The 22,742-nt window shown below is 72.9% G+C and carries 16 protein-coding genes and 1 pseudogene; 9 read left to right on the top strand and 8 right to left on the bottom strand.

Features of this window, described 5'->3' with window-relative positions; genetic code table 11:
- Positions 1-51 precede the first annotated feature (51 nt).
- On the bottom strand, positions 52-1,431 hold the full coding sequence (locus ACFU74_RS25435) for a hypothetical protein (RefSeq protein WP_380760663.1): 1,380 nt from the start codon (positions 1,429-1,431) through the stop codon (positions 52-54).
- A gap of 175 nt (positions 1,432-1,606) precedes the next feature.
- Here ACFU74_RS25435 and ACFU74_RS25430 point away from each other — a divergent pair.
- From ACFU74_RS25430 to ACFU74_RS25405, 6 genes and pseudogenes are all read left to right on the top strand, one after another.
- Positions 1,607-2,766, top strand: a pseudogene (locus tag ACFU74_RS25430) (dihydrofolate reductase family protein).
- Between the two features lie 73 nt (positions 2,767-2,839).
- Complete coding sequence (locus tag ACFU74_RS25425; RefSeq protein WP_380760661.1) at positions 2,840-3,493, top strand: HAD-IA family hydrolase; 654 nt, start codon at positions 2,840-2,842, stop codon at positions 3,491-3,493.
- A gap of 116 nt (positions 3,494-3,609) precedes the next feature.
- A complete protein-coding gene (locus ACFU74_RS25420; RefSeq protein WP_380760660.1) occupies positions 3,610-3,888 on the top strand; it encodes a peptidoglycan-binding protein in 279 nt (92 codons plus the stop codon).
- A 263-nt stretch (positions 3,889-4,151) separates the two neighbouring features.
- On the top strand, positions 4,152-4,925 hold the full coding sequence (locus ACFU74_RS25415) for a thioesterase II family protein (RefSeq protein ID WP_380760658.1): 774 nt from the start codon (positions 4,152-4,154) through the stop codon (positions 4,923-4,925).
- A gap of 57 nt (positions 4,926-4,982) precedes the next feature.
- Positions 4,983-6,215: a cytochrome P450 gene (locus ACFU74_RS25410; RefSeq protein ID WP_380760656.1), complete on the top strand. Its 1,233-nt coding sequence runs from the start codon at positions 4,983-4,985 to the stop codon at positions 6,213-6,215.
- Positions 6,216-6,226: 11 nt separating this feature from the next.
- The gene (locus ACFU74_RS25405) at positions 6,227-6,448 is read left to right on the top strand and encodes a ferredoxin (RefSeq protein ID WP_380760654.1); all 222 of its coding nucleotides are present in this window, start codon (positions 6,227-6,229) and stop codon (positions 6,446-6,448) included.
- Between the two features lie 72 nt (positions 6,449-6,520).
- Here ACFU74_RS25405 and ACFU74_RS25400 read toward each other — a convergent pair whose 3' ends face one another.
- The 4 genes from ACFU74_RS25400 to ACFU74_RS25385 form a co-directional block, all read right to left on the bottom strand.
- Entirely contained in the window at positions 6,521-11,074 is a 4,554-nt protein-coding gene (locus ACFU74_RS25400) for a beta-ketoacyl synthase N-terminal-like domain-containing protein (RefSeq protein WP_380760652.1), read from the bottom strand.
- A gap of 38 nt (positions 11,075-11,112) precedes the next feature.
- Entirely contained in the window at positions 11,113-12,234 is a 1,122-nt protein-coding gene (locus ACFU74_RS25395; protein ID WP_380760649.1) for an alpha/beta hydrolase, read from the bottom strand.
- A 70-nt stretch (positions 12,235-12,304) separates the two neighbouring features.
- Positions 12,305-13,114, bottom strand: a complete 810-nt coding sequence (locus tag ACFU74_RS25390; RefSeq protein ID WP_380760646.1) for a BTAD domain-containing putative transcriptional regulator — start codon at positions 13,112-13,114, stop codon at positions 12,305-12,307.
- A gap of 131 nt (positions 13,115-13,245) precedes the next feature.
- Positions 13,246-14,277: a 3-oxoacyl-[acyl-carrier-protein] synthase III C-terminal domain-containing protein gene (locus ACFU74_RS25385; protein ID WP_380760643.1), complete on the bottom strand. Its 1,032-nt coding sequence runs from the start codon at positions 14,275-14,277 to the stop codon at positions 13,246-13,248.
- 217 nt (positions 14,278-14,494) lie between these two features.
- On the opposite strand from ACFU74_RS25385, the gene ACFU74_RS25380 reads away from it, so the two are divergent.
- Positions 14,495-15,097, top strand: coding sequence for a hypothetical protein (locus ACFU74_RS25380; protein ID WP_380760641.1), 603 nt, complete (start codon positions 14,495-14,497; stop codon positions 15,095-15,097).
- A gap of 124 nt (positions 15,098-15,221) precedes the next feature.
- Here the strand turns inward: ACFU74_RS25380 and ACFU74_RS25375 are convergent, their stop codons facing one another.
- Together ACFU74_RS25375 and ACFU74_RS25370 are read right to left on the bottom strand one after the other, a co-directional pair.
- Positions 15,222-16,727 carry an FAD-dependent monooxygenase gene (locus tag ACFU74_RS25375; protein ID WP_380760638.1) on the bottom strand — a complete coding sequence of 502 codons (1,506 nt, stop codon included), beginning with the start codon at positions 16,725-16,727 and terminating at the stop codon, positions 15,222-15,224.
- Positions 16,728-16,929: 202 nt separating this feature from the next.
- Positions 16,930-17,520 (bottom strand): TetR family transcriptional regulator, encoded by a 591-nt coding sequence (locus ACFU74_RS25370; protein WP_380760635.1) that lies wholly within the window; start codon positions 17,518-17,520, stop codon positions 16,930-16,932.
- An 87-nt stretch (positions 17,521-17,607) separates the two neighbouring features.
- Between ACFU74_RS25370 and ACFU74_RS25365 the strand changes: the two genes are divergently transcribed.
- Complete coding sequence (locus tag ACFU74_RS25365) at positions 17,608-19,122, top strand: MFS transporter (protein ID WP_380760632.1); 1,515 nt, start codon at positions 17,608-17,610, stop codon at positions 19,120-19,122.
- Positions 19,123-19,151: 29 nt separating this feature from the next.
- On the opposite strand, the gene ACFU74_RS25360 is transcribed toward ACFU74_RS25365, so the two are convergent.
- Complete coding sequence (locus tag ACFU74_RS25360) at positions 19,152-20,756, bottom strand: MFS transporter (RefSeq protein WP_380760629.1); 1,605 nt, start codon at positions 20,754-20,756, stop codon at positions 19,152-19,154.
- Positions 20,757-21,279: 523 nt separating this feature from the next.
- On the opposite strand from ACFU74_RS25360, the gene ACFU74_RS25355 reads away from it, so the two are divergent.
- The coding region (locus tag ACFU74_RS25355) for a type I polyketide synthase (protein ID WP_380760626.1) at positions 21,280-22,742 on the top strand (1,463 nt) is incomplete at its 3' end.

The raw sequence follows: 22,742 nt of genomic DNA, 5'->3' as shown, positions 1-22,742 counted from the left end.
CGCGTGGACGACGCTTCGTCCACGCGGGGGCCGGCGGCCCTGCCGCGGCGCCTAGTTGACGGTGAACCAGGTGGTGCGGGACTTCTTGAACTCCGGGTTGGCCAGGTCCTTCGCCTCGATGCCGTCGTTGTAGAGCACGGCCGAGCCGTTGTCGGTGATCAGCTGCACCCGGGCACCGGGGGCGGTGAGGTCCGGGACGTCCGGCGCGGCCTCCCAGCCGCCCGCGTCGGAGGTGGGCAGGTCGAGCAGCTTGACGGGCTGCGAGCCGGGCTGCCCGTCCCAGCGGTAGAGCGCGTACGGGTCGGAGTTGTCGTCCGCCGCCCAGGAGCCGGCCACGATCAGGTACTGGCCGAGCGCGTTGCGCCGCAGGTCCCGCACCGAGAGCCCGCCGAGGTCCAGCTCGACCGGCTCGCCGAAGGTGGCGTGCGAACCGCTGAGCAGCGACGGGAAGTTGGTGACCGGCACGAGCAGTGCCCGGCCGCCGGTGACCGCCGGGGTGAGCGGCGCGCGGAAGCCCACGTACGCGGTGGTGGTGCTGCCCGGCGCGAACTCCAGGCCCTCGACGTTGAAGCCGTCGACCTGCTTGGGCACCTCGCCGGCCGCCGAGCCGGCCGCGAAGCCGTAGCGGTCGCCGTGCGCGCGGTCCCAGTTGATCAGGTCGCCGCGCAGCACGGAGGAGGAACCGGCGAGCGAGAGCTGGGTGGTGGCGCCCGAGCCGGTGACGGTGGTGGCGAAGACGATGTGCCGGGCCGTCTTGATCTCGCCGTCCTTGTTGTTGCCCAGCGAGCCGGTCCAGTAGACGGTGTTGCCGACCCGGGTGGCGCCCTCGATGTCGATCTCCTTGGTGACGCCGAGCGCCGAGGAGAAGTCCCAGGTGCGCACGGGCGCGCCGGAGGCGTTGCGGTCGTACAGGCGCAGCACGTTGGACTCGTCGTCGGCCACCACGATGTACCCGTTGCCCGCGTCCACCGCCGCCGAGGCGTCGCTGGAGCCGGTCAGGTAGCGGCTGTCCGCCGAGTGCTGCACGGCCGCCGAGGCCGCGTAGTGCAGCGTCTTCGACGCGGTCTTGCCGCCGAGACCGGTGACCTTGACGGTGAGGTCGGTGTAGCCGACGCCCTGCGCGGCCACCGCGAGGGTGCGGGCGGAGCCGGTGCCGGCGACGGTGACGTCGCCGGTCCGGGCCACCGAGGTGCGGGTGCTGGCGGTGGCGGCCACGGTGAGCGAGGAGACCGGGGCGCCGCTCTGGGCGACCGTGACGGTGACCGTCGGATCGCCGGTGGCACCGACCGCGCCGGACAGGTAGGCGGCGGAGAGCGTGATCGTCGGGGTGCCGTAGGCCGCGGCGGAGGCGGGGCCGGCCGGCACCGCGAGCAGCGGCAGGGCGGCGGCGGCGACGGCCAGTGGCAGCAGGCGGCGGGAGGGACGGGACACGGTGACTGCCCTTCGACGTGGTGGGCGGTGCGAGGTCCGGACCAGGGTGGGGCCCGTCGGCGAACGCCGCCCCGACGGCAGCGGACCGTCCGGCGAACACCGGCCCTCGCCCGTCCACTTCCCGTCCACCGGGCCGTACCGTGGACGGGCAGACGCCTCACAGAACGGTTCCACCATGCCCGCGCCGCGCCCCTTCGTCCTGCTGAGCGCCGCGATGTCGCTCGACGGGCACCTCGACGACGCCTCCCCCGAGCGGCTGCTGCTCTCCGGCCCGGACGACTTCGACCGGGTGGACGCCGAACGGGCCGCGAGCGACGCGGTCCTGGTCGGCGGCAACACCCTGCGGGCCGACAACCCCCGGCTGCTGGTCAACGACCCCGGGCGGCGCGCCGCCCGCCGCGCGGCGGGCCGCCCGGAGTACCCGCTGAAGGTGACGCTCAGCGCGAGCGGCCGGCTGGACCGCTCGCTGCGGTTCTGGCACACCGGCGGCGAACGCCTCGTCTACACCACGGACGCCGGGGCCGCCGTGCTGCGGCCGGAGCTGGACGGGCTGGCCGAGGTGGTGGCGCTCGGCGCGGCGGTGGAGCCGGGCGCGGTGCTGGACGACCTCGGTGCGCGCGGGGTGCGGCGGCTGATGGTGGAGGGCGGCAGCGGGGTGCACACCCAGTTCCTGGCCCAGGGGCTGGCGGACGAGCTCCAGCTGGTGGTGGCGCCGCTGCTGGTCGGCCAGGCGGGGGCGCCGCGGTTCGTCGGCCCGGCGCACTTCCCCGGCGGACCCGCCCGCCGGATGCGGCTGCTGGAGGCCCGTACGGTGGGCGATGTCGTCCTGCTCAGGTACGCCCCGAAGGAGCCCGCCCCGTGACCGACCCCAGCCCCGCGACCGACCCCCGCGCCGCCGACCTGGCCTTCCTGCGCCGGGCCGTCGAGCTCTCCCGGCGCTGCCCGCCCTCGGGGACCGCGTTCTCGGTCGGCGCGGTGGTCGTGGCCGCCGACGGCACGGTGCTGGCCGAGGGGTTCAGCCGTGAGACGGACGGCCACGACCACGCCGAGGAGGCGGCGCTCGGCAAGCTCCCGGCCGGCGACCCGCGGCTGCGCGGTGCGACCGTCTACAGCTCGCTGGAGCCCTGCGGCCAGCGCGCCTCGCGCCCGGTGCCGTGCGCCGAGCTGCTGATCACGGCCGGCGTCCCCCGGGTGGTGGTGGCCTGGCGCGAGCCGTCCACCTTCGTCGCCGAGACCCGGGGCGCCGCCCGGCTGGAGGCGGCCGGCGTGGAGCTGGTGGAGCTGCCCGAGCTGGCCGAGGAGGCTCGCGCGGTCAACGCGCACCTGCTGGGCTGAGGCCCCTCGAAGCACCCGGGCACTCTTTTGTATCATTGTTGAACAATATCTTTCCCCCACTTGGAGCCGCCCGATGCCCGCGACGACCTTCACCCCCCGTGCCCTCCTTCTCGACATGGACGGCACCCTGGTCAACTCCGACGCCGTGGTCGAACGCTGCTGGCTGCGCTGGGCCGAGGAGAACGGCCTCGACCCGGACGAGGTGCTGCGCGTCGCCCACGGCCGCCAGGGCCAGGCCACCATGGCCGTCCTGCTGCCCGACCGCCCGGTGGAGGTCAACCTCGCCGAGAACGACCGGATGCTCGCCGAGGAGAAGGCCGACACCGAGGGCGTCGTCCCCGTCCCCGGCGCCCCCGCCTTCCTCGCCGCCCTGGCCGGCCTCCCGCACGCCCTGGTCACCTCCGCCGACGCGCCGCTCGCCCGCATCCGGATGGCCGCCGCCGGCCTCCCCCTGCCGCCGGTCCTGGTCACCGCCGAATCCGTCGGCGCCAGCAAGCCCGACCCCGAGGGCTTCCTCAAGGGCGCCGCCGCACTGGGCTTCGCCCCCGCCGACTGCCTCGCCTTCGAGGACTCCGCGGCCGGCATCGCCGCCGCCCTCGCCGCCGGCATGCCGGTCATAGGCATCGGCCCGCGCGCCGCCGCCCACGGCCCCACCGCCCACGCCGCCACCCTCGAATCCCTCACCGTCACCGCCGGCCCCACCTCGCTCACCGTCACGCTCGCCTGACCCCGGCACCGCCCGCCGGCATGCGCTGCGCCCCTCGGCGACCTGTGCTTCTCTGGAAACACCCCCCGGAAAAGGCCATTCCGCCCATCGGGGTGCGAGCGCAAAGGAATTCCGACGTGACCGAGACAACGCCCACCCAGATATGCAACTTCACCAATGCCCGGCCGACGCTCAAGCAGGGTTCGTCGGGGGAGGCGGTGAAACAGGCGCAGTGCTACCTGAATGCCTCACTGACCGGGGAGAACCTCCTCGTCGACGGCGAATTCGGCCCCATCACGGACGCCGCGACCAGACGCTTCCAGGTGTGCGCAAAAATCACCGTGGACGGCATCATCGGCGCCCAGACCTGGTCGTTCCTGACCTTCTTCGCCAACTCCCCGGGCTTCGCCTGCTGAACGCCCAGCACACCCCTCCGGAAGGACCGGAAGGCCCGGAAGGACCAGGAGGCCGCCCGACCCGCGTCCCCACGCGTCGGACGGCCTCGCCGCGCGTCGAGCCGCCGCCGGCCCGCGCCGGGAACCCGCACAAGCGCCCGCCAGCACCTCAAGACTCCTGAAAGCGCCCGTTTATACGGTGATCGCCGGAGGTGTAGGGGGAACTGGTTGCATGCGTTGCACACGCCTGCCCCAGCGCCACTGTGAAGGGTCACCCGGCAACCATGAACAACGACGCAACCCCTCCGGGGGAACTCTGGTTCCGGCGGTACGCGCCGTCGGACGACGCCGCCGTACGCCTCGTGTGCTTTCCGCACGCCGGCGGTTCGGCAAGCTACTTCCAGCCGGTCGCCCGGGCGCTCGCGCCGAAGGTGGAGGTGCTGGCCGCGCAGTACCCGGGACGCCAGGACCGCTACCGGGAACCGTGCGTGGACGACGTCCGGGCACTCGCCCACCTCGCCGCGCTGGCCCTCCGGGAGTGGGACGACCGCCCGTTCGCGCTCTTCGGGCACAGCCTGGGCGCCATGGTGGCGTACGAGGTCGCCCGGCACTTCGCCGCGGCCGGTGACCGCGGGCCCGTGCACCTGTTCGTCTCCGGCCGCCGGTCGCCCACCCGCCACCGCGAGGAGTCCGCCCACCTGCTGAGCGACGAAGGCCTCGTCGCCGAGGTGACGGCGCTGGGCGGCACCAATCCGAAGATCCTCGCCGACCCCGAGATGCGCAGCCTCGTCCTGCCCGCCCTGCGGAGCGACTACCGGGCCGCCGAGACCTACCGGCACGGCCCCGGAGCGCCGGTGCGCTGCCCCGTGACCGCGCTCACCGGCGACGCGGACCCCAGGACCTCGCTGGAGGAGGCTGCGGCATGGGAGGCGCACGCCCCCGCCGGCGCCTTCGAACTGCTCGTGTTCGCGGGCGACCACTTCTTCCTGAACGACAACGCGGACGGCGTCGTCGCCGCACTGCGGGACCGCCTCTCCGCCTTCACCACGCTCGGGTAGCGGGCGACCGGACGCGCCACCACGGACAACGGCCCATCAGCGAGGAGACAACGACAGATGACGGACAGCACGACGACCGCCGGGACCGGCTCCCCCGCGGCAACCTCCTTCCCGATCCCCCGCAAGTGTCCGCACCAGCTGCCGGACGGCTACGCGGACATGCGGTCGACGGGACTCCCCCTCCTGCCGGTGACCCTGTTCGACGGCGGCCGGGCCTGGGTGGTGACCCAGCACCCCCTGGCCCGCCGGCTGCTGAGCGACCCGCGGCTCTCCTCGGCGCGGACGCACCCGGGATTCCCCGCGATCAGCCCGGCCGAACGGGCCGCGCGGCCGTTCCGCAGCCTCACCGAGATGGACGGCCCCGACCACGACGTCCACCGCCGGATGCTCATCCCGGCGTTCACCGTGCGGCGGATCCAGGAGATGCGGCCGCAGATCCAGGAGACGGTCGACGGCCGCCTGGACGCGATGATCGCGAAGGGCTCCCCGGCCGATCTGGTCGCCCAGTTCGCCGTGCACGTCCCCTCGATGGTGATCTGCAGCCTGCTCGACGTCCCCTACAAGGACCACGAGTTCTTCCAGGCGCTCACCCAGCGCGTCACCCAGGACCGCGGCATCCTGACCGCCGACGAGTTCAAGCAGTCCATCGGCCAGATCTACGGCTACCTCGACCAACTGGTCACCGAGCAGGAGCGCGAGCCCGGCCCGGGACTGCTCGGCCTGCTGGCGGCCGAGCGCGTCGCCCACGGCACGCTGGAGCACGGCGAACTCGTCGCCATGGGCCTGGTGCTGCTGGTCGCCGCCCAGGAGACCACCTCCTCGACGCTCAGCAGCGCCACCCTCACCCTGCTGGAGAACCCGGAGCAGTTGGCCAGGCTCCAGGCCGACCCGGAGATGTGGACCGGCGCGCTGGAGGAGTTGCTGCGCTTCACCTCGGTCGCCGACCTGGGCACCCGGCGCGTCGCCGCCGAGGACATCGAGATGGACGGCGTGGTGATCCGCGCCGGCGAGGGCGTCATCATCCCGAACAGCCTGGTCAACCGGGACCCTGCGGTGTTCGTGGACCCCGACACCCTCGATGTCGGCCGGACCGCCCGCAACCACCTGGCGTTCGGGCACGGCGTCCACAACTGCATCGGCCAGAACCTGTCGCGCCTGGTGCTGGAGGTCGCCCTGCGGACCCTCTTCGAGCGGCTTCCCGGTCTGCGGCTCGCCGTGCCGGTCGAGGAGCTCGAAATGTCCGCCGCCGGGGGCGTGCAGACGCTCACCTCGCTCCCCGTGCGCTGGTAGGGGGGAACCGCATGACGCTCACGGTCACCGTCGACCGGGACCTGTGCCAGGGTGCCGGGCAGTGCGTGCTGCGCTCGCCGCTGGTCTTCGACCAGGACGAGGAGGGCCTGGTCACCGTGCTCCGGGCGGAAGTCCCGGAGGAGGAGCGGGAGTCCGCCCGCGAGGCGGCCTACCTCTGCCCCGCCGGCGCCGTCCTCGTCCATGACTCCGCCGCTCCCGGGGAACCGGCCTGACGAACCCACGAGGGAGGCCGACCCCGCTGGTGTCCAGCGGGGTCGGCCTCCCTCCGGGCTTCCTGCGACCGGCTACGCGAGCGGCTCGGCCGGGTCCGCTCCGTCGGCGCGGGCCAGTTCCCCGGCGAGGAACCGGGCGAGCCCGTTGGGTGTCGGGTGGTCGAGGACGACCGTGGCGGGGATGCCGACGCCGGTCGCCTCGCGGAGCCGGTTGGTCAGTTCGAGCAGGGTGAGCGAGGAGAACCCGAGGTCGAGCAGGCTGGTGTCCGGGTCGACGGCGTCCTCGGCCGAATGGCCCAGCACGGCGCCGGCGTGACGGCACAGCAGGTCGGCGAGGACGGCCTCGGCCTCGGCGCCGTCGGCCTCGGCGAGCCGGTGCAGGACCTCCGAGGAGAGGCCGGCGCCGTCCGCCAGGTCCGCAAGCACCGCCACGACCTCGGGCAGGCCGGAGAACAGCGGGTCGGGCCGGTCCGCGGTCGCCTTGGCGAAGCGTTCCCACTCCACGTCGGCGACCACCAGGAACGGCTCCTGCGTCGTCACCGCCTCGCGCAGGACGGAGACCGCGAGGCCCGGCACCACCGGGCGCAGGCCCAGCCCCGCCGCGACGGCCCCGTCCCGCTCGTGCCACGGGCCCCACGCCACGGCGAGCACCGGCCGCCCCTCCGCCCGGCGCCGGGCCACGATGTCGGCGACCGCCGCACCTCGCGCCGCATTGCCGAGGACGTCGGTGAGCGGTGTGAAGAGCACGAACGCGTCGAGGTCGCGCGAGCGGGCGAACGCCTCCGCGCCCGCCAGCTCCCCGGGACCGGGATCGGCCAGGGCGTGGACGACGGCGGTGAGCGCCGTCCCGTCGGCGACGGCGGCCTCGACCCGCTCGGCGGCACCGGGCTCGGACAGACCGCCCTCGACCAGGGCCACCCCCACTCCCAGCGCGACGAGTTCGGCCTCCAGCGCCTCCGCCCCGGGATCCCCGGGCCGGGCTCCGGTGAGCACCAGGCGGGAGGCGCCGCCCCGGGCCGCCCAGCGGGCCGCGTGCGCGCCCAGCCCCTCGGTGCCGCCGACGACCAGCACGGCGCCGGACGGCTGCCACCCGCCGGGACGCGGGCCGTGGCCCAGCGGGGCGCGGACCAGCCGCCGGACGGACGCGCCGGAGGCCCGGACGCGGACGCGTTCACCCGGGGGCCGGGCCGCGAGCACCGCCGCGACCGCCTTCCAGGTCCGCGGGTCCGTGCTCCCCGGCAGTTCGACGACGCCGAACCCGCCGGCGTACTCCCCGCCCAGGGCGTGGGCGTCGCCGTACCCGACGCCGGCGCCGTCGGCGGCCACCCACAGCGGCGCCGCGACCCCCGCCTCCGCGAGGGCCGGCAGGAGTGCCGCCAGGTCCCGCGCCGCCTCGTCCGGAACCCGCGCCGAGGACGGCAGCACGAGCACCCCGTCCACCGCGGTGTCCACGCCGGTGTCGTCGAGCACGGCGCGCAGGCGGCCCACCGCCTCGTCGCGGCCGCCGCGCACGGCGTCCAGCGGAACCCGCGCGACCCGGGCACCGCACTCCGTGAGCGCGGCCGCCGCGTCCTCCTCGCGGGCGCCGTCCGCCGCCACCACGAGCCAGCGGCCCTGCAACAGGGCGACCCGCTCGGGCAGCGGCTCCCAGGCGATCCGGTAGCGCCACGACCCCTGCCGGTGCCAGGCCGACAGCGCCGGGAGCACCTCGGCGAGCGACGGGTGCTCGCCCGCCCCGACGCCCAGCACCGCGGCCAGCCGGCCGGCGTCCTGCTGGTCCACCGCCTGCCAGAACTCGCTCTCGCCCCCGGCCGCGCCGACGGGAGCGGCCCCGCCCGCGGCGTCGCCCGAGTCGAGCCAGTAGCGCCTGCGCTGGAAGGGGTAGGTCGGCAGCTCGATCAGGCCGGAGTCCGGCACCAGCCGCGAGAGGTCGGCGGCCAGGCCCTTGAGGTGGGCCAGGGCGAGCGTGTCGACCACCGACCGCTCCTCCGGCCGTCCCTCGCGCAGCGAGGGGACCACCGTCACCCCGGTGCCCGCGCGGTGGGCCGCCAGGCAGTCGGGGACGAGCGAGGCGAGCACCGGCGCGGGCCCGATCTCCACGTAGGAGGTCACGCCCAGGCCGTCCAGGCAGCGGATCCCGTCGTCGAACCGGACGGTCCGCCGCACGTGGTCGGCCCAGTAGCGCGGCGAGCGCAGCTCCTCGAAGGACGCCACCTCACCGGTCAGGTTGGACACCACCGGAATCGTCGGGGGCCGGTAGGTGAGGGTCGCGGCCAGCTCGGTGATGCCGGCCAGCGCGCCGTCCATGTGCGGCGAGTGGAAGGCGTGGCTCACCCGCAGCTGCTTGGTCTTCAGGCCGGCCTCGCGCATCCGCCGCCTGATGTCGAGCACGGCGTCGCGGTCGCCCGAGACCACCACCGACTCCGGCCCGTTGACGGCCGCGACGCCCACCCGGTCCGAGTGGTCCGCCAGGAACGCCAGCACCTCCGGCTCCGGCGCGCGCACCGAGACCATCGCGCCGCCGGCCGGCGTCTCCTGCATCGCCCGGGCGCGTGCCGCGACCAGCGCGCAGGCGTCCTCCAGGTCGAGCACCCCGGCCACGTGCACGGCCGCCAGCTCGCCGATCGAGTGGCCGATCAGGTGGTCGGGGACCATGCCCCAGCTCTCGTAGAGCCGGAACAGCGCGGTCTCGAAGGCGAACAGGGCCGGCTGGGTGCAGAGGGTCCGGTCGAGCTCCGCGGCGGCGTCGGTGCCGGGTTCGGCGAAGACCACCTCGCGCAGCGGGCGCTCCAGCCGGGGGTCGAAGAACGCGCAGGCGGCGTCGAAGTGGCGGGCGAAGACCGGGAAGGCCCGGTGCAGTTCCCGGCCCATGCCGAGGCGCTGGCTGCCCTGCCCGGTGAACATGAAGGCGGTCAGCCCGGCGGCGCCCGCCTTGGCGGAGCGGCCGGCCACCGTGAGCAGACCGGCCGCCGGCTCGTCGCGGCCGAGCGCGTCGAGCCCGCGCAGCAGCTCCTCGCGGTCCGCCGCGACCACGGCCGCGCGGGTGTCCAGCAGTGAGCGCGTCGCGGTCAGCGAGCGGGCGAACGCCCCCAGGTCGAGCGCCGGCCGCTCGCGCACCAGGTCGCGCAACTGCACGGCGCGGGCCCGCAGCGCGTCGCCGTCCCGGGCCGAGACGACGAACGGCAGGACGGGCGCGTGGGCGGCCGGTCCGCCGTCGTCGGTGGCGGGCTCCGACGGCGCGGCGGCCGGGGCCTCCTCCAGGACGACGTGGGCGTTGGTCCCGCTGATGCCGAACGCGGAGACGCCGGCCCGCATCGGCCGCCCGGTGCCCGGCCAGGGCATCGCCTCGGTGAGCAGCGAGACCGCCCCGGCCGACCAGTCCACCTGCGGGGTGGGCTCCTCGGCGAACAGGCTGCGCGGCAGGGTGCGGTGCCGCATCGCCATGACCATCTTGATGATGCCGGCCACTCCCGCGGCGCCCTGGGTGTGCCCGATGTTCGACTTGACCGAGCCGAGGTACAGCGGCTCGCCCCGGCGCCCGCGGCCGTAGGTGGCCAGCAGGGCCTGGGCCTCGATGGGGTCGCCGAGCAGGGTTCCGGTGCCGTGCCCCTCCACCGCGTCGACCTCGCCGGGCTCCAGCCGGGCGTCGGCGAGCGCCCGCTTGATGACGCGCTGCTGCGCCGGGCCGCTGGGCGCGGTGAGGCCGTTGCTCGCGCCGTCCTGGTTGGTGGCCGAGCCGCGGATGACGGCCAGCACCCGGCGGCCGTTGCGCACCGCGTCGGAGAGGCGTTCGAGGACCAGCAGCCCGACCCCCTCGCCGAAGCCGGTGCCGTCGGCGGAGGCCGCGTACGCCTTGCAGCGGCCGTCGGGGGCCAGGCCGCGCTGGCGGCTGAACTCGATGAACATCCGGGGGGTCGACATGACGGTGACGCCGCCCGCCAGGGCGAGGGAGACCTCGCCGCGCCGCAGTGCCTGGCAGGCCAGGTGGACGGCGACCAGCGAGGCCGAGCAGGCGGTGTCGACCGACACCGCCGGGCCCTCCAGTCCCAGCGTGTAGGCGATCCGGCCGGAGGCGACGCTGCCCGTGCTGCCGTTGGCGACGAAGCCCTCGTACTCCGGCGGGATCTGCCGCAGCCGGGTGGCGTAGTCGTTGTAGAGGACGCCGGCGAAGACGCCGGTGTCGCTGCCGCGCAGCGCGGCGGGATCGATGAGGGCGCGCTCGCACGCCTCCCACGCGGTCTCCAGCAGCAGCCGCTGCTGGGGGTCCATGGCCGTCGCCTCGCGCGGGCTCAGCCCGAAGGCCCCCGCGTCGAACTGGTCGGCGTCGTGGAGGAATCCGCCCCGGCGGGTGGTGCAGGTGCCGCGCGAGTCGGGGTCGGGGTCGTAGAGCCGGTCGAGGTCCCACTCACGGTTGGCCGGGAAGTCCCCCGTGCCGTCCCGCCCGGTGGCGACGAGCTCCCAGAGGTCCTCGGGGCTGCGCACTCCCCCCGGGTAGCGGCAGGCCATCCCCACGATGGCGATCGGCTCGTGCGCCTTCGATTCCGCCTCGGCGAGCTGCTGGCGGGTCCGATGCAGGTCGGCCGCCATCCACCGAAGGGCATCGGTCAGTTCTTGCTCGTCGGCCATCGGTCATGGTCCTCACGTACGTGATGAGTGGTGGACGCTCAGATCCCGGTGCCCCGGTGCACGCTCACGGCGCCGTGCCCGGCCAGCCGGTGGCGGACCCTGGACAGGGAGACGACAGAGCGCAGGGCCGCCCGCTGGGGCAGGTGGGAGCCGTGCATGCGCAGCAGGGAGAGGGTGAGCCAGGGGCCGGACAGGTCGAGGAAGGTCGGCGCGGCGTGCACGTCGTCGATGTCGAGCACGGTGAGCCGCCGGACGTGCCGCTTCAGCAGCTCGGTGTCCGTCGCGGGGACGATCTCGTCGCGGCGGCTCGACACGTAGGCGACGGGCACCTCCAGGGACTGGAGCTGCTGCTCCGTCAGCGCCCAGTCGCGCATGTGGCGGCCGATCCCGTCGGAGCCGGTCCCGGCCATGTGAGCGAGGGTGTCGACGGTGACGGAGGGCAGGGCGCGCTGCCAGTCGGGGTCGGTGTAGAAGCGGCTGACGGGTGTGCTCATGGTGACGACGCCGCTGATCCGGCGGTCCTCCAGGGCGCAGCGCAGGGCGGTGTGGCCGCTGAAGCTGAGGGCCATCGCGTAGACGCGGGCCCCGTTCAGCCGGTCCTCGACCGCGTCGATGATGCCGCTCAGCATCCGCCAGCTGTCCGGTCCGTAGGGCACCGTGTTGGAGCCCGTCCCGGGCATCTCGGTGGCGATGCCGCTCAGGCCCAGCTTCGCCAGCCGCAGCAGGATCTGCGCGTACTGCTCCTTGGTGCTGACGATCCCGCCCAGCACGATCACGCAGGGCCGGTCGCCGCGGACCGGGAGGCCGGTGGTGTAGCACTGGACCCGGCCCTCCGGCAGCTCGATGTCGAGGGGCTGGAGGCCGGCCCCCGACTCGCGCTGCCAGCGCGCGAAGGTCTCCTGACTCCTCGTCAGTGCGTGTGCTCTGGCCGGGCCGTCGACGAACGGGAACCGCGCGACGTAGTAGAGGCTGCACGCGTCTTGGAGTCTGCCCTGCCGTTCGGACTCCGCCGCGGCGGCGGACCACTCGGCGGTCCATGACCCGGGGCCGTCCCCGTCGTGCGCGATGCGGGCCAGAATGCTCTCGCAGCGCTCCAGGGGGACGCGCTGGGCGCGGGCGTGCGAGATCGCGAACTGCTTGAGTTCCTCGACGTTGTTCATGGCATCCTTCGGGGTCTGGACCGCCGGCCCGTCGGCGGCGTCGCACCGGCCGGGGCGGCGGGCACCGGTGTCACCGGGTGGCCGAGCAGCCGGCCACGGCCAGTCCGGCCGGATCGGACAGCGGGTCGAGGCGCCGGTCCTCCATGAGGATGGCGTGGTGGAGGTCGCGCAGCGCCTGGCAGGGCTCCAGGCCGAGGTTGGCGTTGATCACCTGGCGGGCGCTGTGGAAGGTGGAGAGGGCGTCGGCCTGCCGGTCGGAGCGGTAGAGCGCCAGCATCAGCTGCCGGTAGAACGTCTCCTGGAACGGGTGCTCGGTGGTCAGCGCGTAGAGCTCGCTGACGAGTTCACGGTGCCGGCCGAGGGCCAGCTCCGCCTCGATCATCATCTCCAGGCACTCCAGCCGGGACTCCTCCATCCGCCGGGAGTAGCCGGCCAGGATGGGGCCGCCCTGCAGACCGCCGAAGGGGGAGGAACCGTGCCACAGGTCGAGGGCGGACCTCAGTTCGGCCGAGGCGGCGACGTACTCCTGCCTGCGCAGCTGCTCCCGGCCGACGTTGACCATCTTCTCGAAGCAGCGGGCGTCCACCTCGTCGGGGCCCAGTTGCAGCATGTACCCGGGGGACCTGGTGATGATCTGCCCGCCGGCGGGCCTGCGCTGTTTGAGGAACTTGCGGAGCCTGGATATGTTCACATGGATACCGGCGGCGGCCCGCGACGGCGGTTCCGCGTCCCATAACTCCGTCACCAGGGATCCGAAATTCACCACATGGTCGGCCCGGATCAACAGCACGGCGAGCAGGATCTCCAGTTTGCGCGACTCCAGCAGCGCGCGTTCCCCGTCAACGACCACGCAAAAAGATCCCAGGATTTCGTAGAGCATAACCTTCTCCAGAGGGCCTTTTGGCCCGCGTCGGCGTCAGTTACGGCAGGAAGCCGAAGAAGACGGTACTTCAACACGCGCCACCGGCAGGCTTTCTCCGGCCGGTGGCGTCGACCGCGGGGACGCCGTTGTCAGACCCGCTCGAAGACCAGGCCGGCCTTGATCCACTTGCTGGACTCGACCGCGACGCACAGGCCCCGCTCCCCCGGTGCCATCTCGGCAAACGCCTTCTCCAACTGGAGGAAGGGCAGGGAGTTGCCGGTGTTGCCGGTCGCGTCGACGACGGAGACCTCCTCCGCGCCGGGCACCGCGAGGCGCTCCACGATGCGCGGGGTCATCCGGCCGGAGAGCTGCGGCGGCAGCAGGTAGTCGATGTCCGCACGCTTCCAGCCCAGGCCGTCGAGGAGTTCCTCCAGGATCTCGACCGCCATGCCGGGGACGGACTCCTCGATCATCTTGTAGTTCTCGCTCGCGGGGTTGCGCTCGCCTCCCCGGTAGGCGGCGCCGTACCACTCCAGCGACTGCCCCGACTCCCGGTTCAGGCCGGTGAGCCTGGTGAACACCCGCCGGATCGTCGCGGCCCCGGCGTCGGTGTCCCGGCGCAGCACGGCGGCGCCGGCGCCGTCGCCGAACAGGACGAGGTTGACCAACTGGCCGGGCGGCAGCGCCCGGAGGTCCCGCTTCAGGTCGAAGTGCTTGGCGGTGACCTCGCCCCCGATGACCAGCGCCGTGCGGTAGCGGCCGGTGGTCAGCAGGTCGTGGGCCAGCTCCAGGGCCTGGATGGCGCCCGAGCAGCCGGACTGGAGCTGGTAGGTGGGCACGTTGTTCACGCCGAGCCGGTCGGCCACCACGTTCACCGTCGCCGGCATCAGCATGTCCGGCATGGCGGTGCCCATGACCACCAGGTCGATCTCCTCCACGCCCACCCCGGCCCCGGTCAGCGCCCGCCGGGCGGCGGCGGTCGCCAGGTCGGCGAGCGTGCAGTACTGCTCACCGGTTTCGAGGTCGGTCGCCAGGTGGCGGGTCCGCGTCTCGATGAACGTGTCGACCCATTGCTGCCACAGCGCGTCCATTCGGAACGCCTTCGCGAGCATCGCGGTGTCGACGGGCTCGCCCGGGAGCTCGGTCCCCACAGATAGGATGCGGATCTCAGTGGATGGCATGGACCCATCGTCGGAGCACATTCTAAAAAGCCGACGCACCGGGTCTTACGGATGCCTCCGCCGGCCGCCCCGGCCGCGGCGAACCGCCTGGTGAACGCGCTCCGTGCGCGTTCGGGCAGGCCCCCAAGGCAGAAACCAGACGCGGGTTAGCGGCCGTTTAGCGGAGATCGCGAGTATTGCGGGAAAGCGTCAGGACAATGGGACAGAAGGGCCGAATATGCGCCTCACCGCAAAAACGCCGCGTATCCTCACCACCCTCGCCGTCGCGCTCCTCGCGGGCAGCCTCACCACCGGGACGGCGGCGGCCGACACCTCCGCCTCCGCCGAACTGCCCGCGGAGCTGAAGGCTTCCGCCGGCAAGCACGCCCCGTCCGTCGAGGCCCTCGTCAAGTCGCTGGGCGGCTCGAAGAGGGGCTGCGTGGTGCTCGCCCCGCTGACCGAGCGGTTCATCGAGGGCCATGTGACCGGGGCGGGCCCCGACCCGACGAAGCCGCGGATCGGCCAGCACGGCGTCTACTCGATGCGGATCTACAACGCCGCCGGCGAGGTCATCGGCGAGCAGCGCAACGGCACCACCGACGTCTACAAGCAGACGCGCGACGGGCACTTCTGGGTCCACGGCGTCGAGGACTTCAAGCTCAACGACGGCTCCATCCACGCCGAGGGCAACTACGACCTGACCGCCACCCTGGAGCACGAGTGGCAGGTCGTCCCCGCGTACGGCACCAGCGGCCGCTACAAGGGCCTGCGCGGCTACGAGTTCTTCTACGACGTCACCAACCCGACGTTGTTCAAGCTGGCGTTCATCCTCTGCCGCTGAGCCCCGGCGCCGGCCCGGCAGGAACGACGCCGGGCGGTGCCGGACGGTGCCGGACGGTGCCGGACGGGCACCCCGCGGACCCAGGTCCGCGGGGTGCCCGCTGCGTTCGCCCCCCGACGCGCCGTCAGTTCGCGCGCGCGGCACCGAACCAGGCGGCCAGGGCGTCCATCAGCCGCTGCCCGTCCGCCGGCCCGTCCACCCCGTCGCCGGCCCAGGCCACGTGGCCGTCCGGGCGGATGAGCACGGCCGCCGCGGGGGCGGGGTCGGCCGGCTTGGCGCCGACGACGTCGACGCGGTCCCCCCAGCCCTGCTCCACGGCGGGCGGCGGCGCGTCGCCGGACAGGACGAGCAGCACCCCGCGGCCGCCCCTCAGCAGCTCCGCGACCGTGGTCGGCCCGCCCGCCTCGGCGGCCAGGTCCAGGTCCGGCATCCGCCGTCCCAGCAGAGAGGTCCCCGCCGCGCCCGGCCGCTCGTCGGACGGCCCGCCCGGCACCGCGTACCGCACACCCACGCCGGTGACCTCCTCCATGATGTGCCGGTGCACGTCGTCGTAGCCCATCAGCTGCTGGAAGAGCGTGCGCAGGTCGCGCACCCAGTCCATCGGGAACGTCATGGCCTTCTGGGCCTCGGTGTTCGTCAGGACCGACCTGCCGACCGGGTGCCGCTCGCTGTGGTAGGTGTCCAGCAGCCCCTCGGGCGCCCAGCCGCCGACCGCCGCCGCGAGCTTCCAGCCGAGGTTCGCCGCGTCCGCGATGCCGAGGCTCATGCCCTGGCCGCTCTGCGGGTAGTGGATGTGCGCCGCGTCGCCGGCGAGCAGGACCCGCCCCGCCCGGTAGCGCTCCGCGAGCCTGGCCGAGTCGCTGAACCGCGACAGCCAGCGCGCCTCCCCGAGCCGGACGTCCTCGCCGGTGACCCGGCGGATGGACTCCCGCAGCTCGTCCAGCGTGGGGGTGCCCCGGGACGGGGTCGGCACGTCGTACTCGATCGTGGTCACCCGGAAGCCCGAGGGCTCGATCGGGGCCACGCCGAAGATGCCGCCGGGGTAGCTGAGCGGCGTCCGGTACTCGACGGACGTCTCGATGGACGCCACGTCGCCCAGGATCCCGTGCACCTTGGGACCGGTGCCGGGGAACCCGATCCCGGCGAGCCCGCGCACCGTGCTGGCACCGCCGTCGCAGCCCACCAGGTACTCGCACCGCAGCTCATAGGTCTCGCCGCCGCCGGCGACGCTCACGACGACGCCCTCGTCGTCCTGGTGCAGGCCGACGACCTCGTGCCCGCGCCGGATCTCGACGCCCGACTCGACCGCGTACTCCTCCAGCAGGCGCTCGACCTTGAACTGCGCGATGGAGAGCGTGTACTTGTGCCGGCTGTCCAGCCTGGTGAGGTCCATCGGCAGGCCGGCGAAGTGGCTCACGGGCACCGGCGTGCCCTCGGCCAGGAAGCGCTCCAGCAGGCCGCGCTGGTGGAGGAGTTCGGCGGTGCGCGCGTTGAACCCCAGGGCGCGCGACTGCCCGCTGGGCTGCTCCAGCCGTTCGAGGACCACGCTGTCCACGCCGGTCAGCTTCAACTCGCAGGCGAGCATCAGCCCGACGGGACCGGCACCCACAACGGCGACGGTGATGGGCATACAGACTCCTTCGGAGCGTCCGGGGACGCTCCGGCCGCCGGAGACGACGCCACCGCGCCTTGCCACGTGCCAAAGAGCGCGCCCTGTGGATCAGGTCGGTTCAGTCGGTACAGCGTGGTGAACGCTAGCCAGCGGTTCTTGCACCCTGCTAGGACGCGGCTTGCCCCCGTCTCGGACGGGGGCCGCGCGTGGCGGTGCGCGCTCAGTCCCGCGGCTCCTCGCGCCGTCCGTCCGTGACGGCCAGCGCGCTGATCACGGGCCGCAGCAGGTCGATGATCTCCTGCGGCGGGGCGTCCTTGAGCCCGTCCAGCTCCAGCAGGTGCCGGCCGAGGATGACGCCGAGGATGGTGGCGCTGATCAGGCTGCCCCGCAGCGCCGCGTCGTCGCTCTCGATGGCCCGGCTGATCTGCTCCAGCTGGTCGGCCGCCGTCCGACGCACGCCGTCCCTGGCCTGCTCGTGGGTGAGCATCGAGCGCAGGAGGGCGAGCGAGGCCGTCGGCTCCGTCACCAGCCGGTCGGCGAGCGAGGAGAGCAGGGACTCGACGATGTCGGCCGAGCTGCCGTCGATCGTCTCGTCGCCCGGGACGCTGGTGGCTCTCAGGAAGAGCTCCTCCTTCGAGTTGAAGTAGTGCATGACCAGGCCGGGGTCCACCTGCGCGGCCTCCGCGACGGCCCGGATGGTGGTGCGCTCGTAGCCGGAGCGCGCAAAGCCCTCGCGAGCCGCGACAAGGATGCGCGACTCGGTCTGCCAGCGCTTCTGAGCACGTGTCACTCGCGAGGAATCGTTCGCCATGCCTTGATTCTACAGTCGTTGACCGACCTTCAGGCTTCGTTCTATGGTTGTTGAATCAACGGGTGTTCAATGAATGGAGAGCCCACCATGGCGAGTAAGTCCTCGCTCACCTCCGACCCGGGACTGGAGACGCCGCCCAGTACGGAAGGCGAGTTCGTCTGGACGAAACGGCACGTCATGGCGTTATTCGTGCTGTGCGCGGCGCAGATGCTCGAAGCCATCGACGTCACCGTGGTCAACGTCGCTCTCCCGACCATCAAGACGAGCCTCGACTTCTCCGAGGCCGATCTGCAGTGGGTCGTCAACGCCTACACCGTGCTGTTCGGCGGCTTCCTGCTGCTCGGCGGACGGTCCGGCGACCTGCTGGGACGCCGCCGGGTCATGATCGGCGGCCTCGCCCTGTTCACCGTGGCCTCGCTCGCCTGCGGCCTGTCGCAGAACGCCGGCATGCTGGTCGGCACGCGGGCCGTCCAGGGCATGGCGGCCGGCTTCATCGCGCCGATGACCCTCGCGATGCTGGCGCAGATCTTCCCGCAGGGCCCCGCCCGCAACAAGGCCGTCGCCATCTGGGGCTCCGTCGCCGCCGTCAGCGGTTCGCTCGGCCTCATCGTCGGCGGCCTGTTCGTCGCCGGCCCCGGCTGGAACTGGGCCTTCTACGTGAACATCCCGATCGGGCTGCTCATGATCCTCGGAGCGCTGCGCTACCTGGCCCCGGACCAGCCGACCAGCCGCCACCGGCAGTTCGACGTCATCGGCGCGATCACCTCCACCTGCGGCCTGAGCGTGTTCACCTACGCCGTCGTGCAGACCAGCACCCACCCCTGGTCCTCCGGCCGCACCATCGGCCTGCTGGTCACCGCGGTCGTGCTGCTGGGCTACTTCGTGGTCCACGAGAACTTCTTCAGCAAGGAGCCGCTGGTCCCGTTCGTGCTGTTCCGGAACCGCACGGTGACCGGCGCCAACGTCGTCCAGGCGCTCGCGACCTCCGGCCTGTTCGTGATGTTCTACGTCGCCACCCTGTTCATGCAGGAGGTGCTGCACTACTCGGCGATCAAGACCGGCGTGCTCTACCTGCCGTGCACGATCTCGCTCGTCCTGTTCGCCGCTCTCGTACCCGCCCTGCTGCCGAAGCTCGGGGTGCGCTGGCTGACCGCCCTCGGCTGCGCCATCGCCGGCGTCGGCCTGTTCCTGTACTCCGGGATCTCGGCCGACAAGGGCGTGATGGGCAACTTCATCATCCCCTCGCTCTTCCTCAGCCTCGGCCTGGCGCTGGCCTCCATCCCCATCACGGTCGCCGCCGTCCACGGCGTCGAGTCCGCGCTGACCGGCGTCGCCTCCGGCATGGTGAACGTGACGCGCACCATCGGCGGCTCGCTCGGCCTGGCGATCATCTCCACCATCGCCGCCGCCAGGACCACCGACCTCCTCGGCACCGGCGAGAGCGCGGACGTCGCGCTGACCGACGGATTCCAGTTCGCCTTCGAGATCAGCGCCGTGCTGATGGCGATCGCCGGCGTCGCGGCGATCGCCTTCTTCCGCAACGAAGGACGGGGCGAGAAGATCGACCTCACGGCCCTGGCCACCGCCGGCGTCGACAAGTGACCTCCGGGGCAGCGGGGCGCCGACCGGCGTCAGGCCGAACGCGCACCCGCTGCCTCGGTGTCCGGCTCGACGGCGTCCGACTCGACGTCCGCACCGTCACGGGCCGGCCTGTCCCTCAGCATCCGCAGCGGCGCGCACATCAGCAGCGCGACGACCAGGACAGCGACGGCGGCGATCTCCATCCCGGGGACCAGGCCCTGTACGAAGGCGCTCGACGCGTGCTCGTGGAGGGACTGCCCCGCCGAAGCGCCCATCGCGTCACCGGCCTCGGCGACGTTGGCGACCGACGCGAACACCTCGTCGGCCCGTGCCGCCGGCAACTCGGCTCCGGAAGCGGACAGTTCACGCACGTACTCGCGGGTGACGACCGTCCCGATGATGCCCACCCCGAGCGCCCCGCCCAGGTTGCGCAACGCGTTGATGAAGGCACTGCCGTTGGCCGCCACCTCCGGCGGCAGCGACTCCAGCGCCGCCGACACCGCCGGGGCCTGGGCGACACCGCCACCGAGCCCCGCCAGGCCGAACGCGCAGGTGACCAGGGCGTCCCCGCTGTCCGCGGAGGCCCGGGTGAGCAACGCCAGACCGACGCCGAACACCAGCGAACCGCCGACCACGACCCAGCGGGCGCCGAGCCTCCTGCTCAGCCGGTCGGCGGCGAGCGAGCCCACCACGACCAGGAGGGTGAAGGGGATCAGACGCAGGCCGACGGCGAGGGCCGGCAGTTCGAGGACCGACTGGAGGTACATCGGCACGACGAACAGCGCGGCCGTCAGCGAGAAGGCACCCACCACGATCGTCGCCTGCGCCCACAGGAACCGGGCACTGCGGAACGGGGCCAGCCCGATGAGCGGCTCGGCCGAGCGCTTCTCGCAGACCATGAACCCGACGAGGACCACCACGCCCGCAACCATCCAGAACGCCGCGCCGCCCCAGCCGTTCTCCGCGTCGATCGCCCCGTAGACCAGCAGCAGCCCGCCCGCGGACAGCAGCACGACGCTCAACACGTTGATGCCGGACCTGGGCATCTCACGGGCCGACGGCAGCACCCAGAAGATGAGCGGCAGCACGAGGGCCACCGAGAGCACGTTGATCAGGAAGATCCAGCCCCACCAGAAGTACTCGACCAGCGCACCGCCCAGCACGGCACCGAGCGGCGTCGCCAGCGCGACACCCGCCGCCCAGACGCCGATCGCCTTCCCCCGCTCGCTCTCCCGGAACAGGATGGTGATGAACCCCGTGCTCAACGGCAGCACCACCGAGGCGCCGATCGCCATGACCACACGCATCGCGATGAGCGAACCCGCGGTGGGCGCGAAGGCCGTCGCCGCCGAGGCCACCCCGAACAGGACCAACCCCCAGACCAGGACCCGCCGGTAGCCCCAACGGCCGCCCACCGCCGGTACCACCAGCATGAACGAGGCGGAGGTGATGCCGTACACCGCGACGATCCACTGCAACTCACCGCTCGTCGCGTGCAGGTTCCGCTCCACCGCCGTCAGCGATACGCTCACCACGATCAGGTCCATGAACGGCACCAGCACGCATACGCAGAGAACGGCCACGGCCAGCCAGCGCCGACGCCCCGACTGCTCCCCTCCCGCACCGCCGTCGTCGCGCACTCTCTCATCGGTCATCTGCCTCAAGGCACTGCTCCGCATCTCGGTCGAGCCGTCTGGACGAACGGACCGCGTGCCGGGGCGTGATCGCTCAGGCCCGGCCGGGCAACGGAGAAGCGCGGGCGGCGCCGGTGACCGGCAGTGCCGGCCAGTCCTCCACGGAACCGCAGGTCCACTCGGCGGTCAGCATGTCTCACGCGCCTAACACACTTCTTGAGCTCGCGTCAGCAGGACAAAGGGTCCGCGGCGGGCACCGGGTGGGGCGCCGATCGGCGCGCCGGGTGACCTGCCGGGTGACCTGCCGGGTGGCGCGCCGGGTGGCGCGCCGCTTCGGGCGCCGCGTGCAGAACCCGTAGAAGCGCCGGCAGCGGACGAACCCGCCCAGACGCGATTCAACCCCCATCACCCGCGCGCCAGTTAGCGCGGATCAAGACCGTCGTTAGCACCCCGTGTTTACGTAGTGCCGATTGGCTCCTTCACCTTTTGGGGCCAACGGGACAAAGCACTCAGCGGAGTTTAGACGATGGGGGCATTAATCGCCATGTCGAGCCAGGCTGCTAATTCTTCGACAGAACGCAACGAGCATGACGTGGCGGTCATTGGAATGGCTTGCCGCCTTCCCATGGCCTCAAATCCATCGGCATTCTGGAGGCTTCTCCGAGACGGCCGGGACGCCATCACGGATATCCCCGAGAACCGCTGGAAGCCGGATTCCCTGCCCTTCCAGGAAAATGAAATTCCGCGCCGCGGAGGCTTCCTCGAAGATATCGACGGCTTCGATTCCCGATTCTTCTCGACATCCCCCCGCGAAGCCGCCGCCATGGACCCCCAGCAGCGGCTCGTACTGGAGTTGAGCTGGGAGGCGCTGGAGGACGCCCGCATCGTTCCCGCGGACCTGGACGGGACGCGCGCCGGAGTCTTCATCGGCGCCATGGGCGACGACTACTCCGCCCTGGCCCACGGGGGCGGGGTCGGCGCCATCACGTCGCACACGCTGACCGGCCTGAGCCGGGGCCTCATCGCCAACCGCGTCTCCTACACGCTGGGGCTGCGCGGACCGAGCCTGACCGTGGACTCGGCCCAGTCGTCGGCCCTCGCCGCCGTGCATCTGGCCTGCGCCAGCCTCCACTCGGGAGAAGCGACGATCGCCCTGGCCGGCGGCGTGAACCTGATCCTGGCCCCCGAGAGCACCGTCGGGGCCGCACGCTTCGGCGCCCTGTCGCCCGACGGCCGCTGCTACACCTTCGACGCGCGGGCCAACGGCTACGTCCGCGGCGAGGGCGGCGGCCTGGTCGTGCTCAAGCCGCTGGCTGAGGCGCTCGCCGACGGCGACACCGTCTACTGCGTGATCCGCGGCAGCGCCCTCGGCAACGACGGCACGACGAGCAGCCTGACCATCCCCGCCCAGGAGGCGCAGGAGGAGGCGTTGCGCCAGGCGTACCGGCGGGCCGGGGTGGAGCCGTCGGAGGTCCAGTACGTCGAGCTGCACGGCACGGGGACCCGGGTCGGCGACCCCATCGAGGCCGCGGCACTCGGCGCCGTCGTGGGTGCGCGGAAGCCCGAGGGGTCCCCCCTGCTGGTCGGCTCGGCCAAGACCAACGTCGGCCACCTCGAAGGCGCCGCCGGCATCGTCGGCCTGCTGAAGACGGCCCTCAGCATCAGGCACCGGGCGCTACCCGCGAGCCTGAACTTCGCCACGCCGAACCCGGAGATCCCGCTCGACCGGCTCAACCTGCGGGTGCAGCAGGAGCTCACGCCGTGGCCCGACGAGGACCGGCCGCTGGTGGCCGGGGTCAGCTCCTTCGGCATGGGTGGGACCAACTGCCATGTGGTGCTGGGGGAAGGGCCGGTCGGGGGGTCCGGTGAAACGGGTGCTCCGGCCGGGGTGTCGTTCGAGGGGCCGAGTGTCTGGCTGGTCTCCGGCAAGTCCCCTGAAGCGTTGGCCGATCAGGCCGCTCAGCTGCACGCCTTCGCGACGGACCGCCCGGAGGTGGACGTCCGCGA

The organism is Kitasatospora sp. NPDC057500, assembly GCF_042802195.1.
Classification (GTDB): domain Bacteria; phylum Actinomycetota; class Actinomycetes; order Streptomycetales; family Streptomycetaceae; genus Kitasatospora.
The sequence above is the reverse complement of the archived record's forward strand: the minus strand, read 5'-3'. Positions and strand labels throughout refer to the sequence as shown.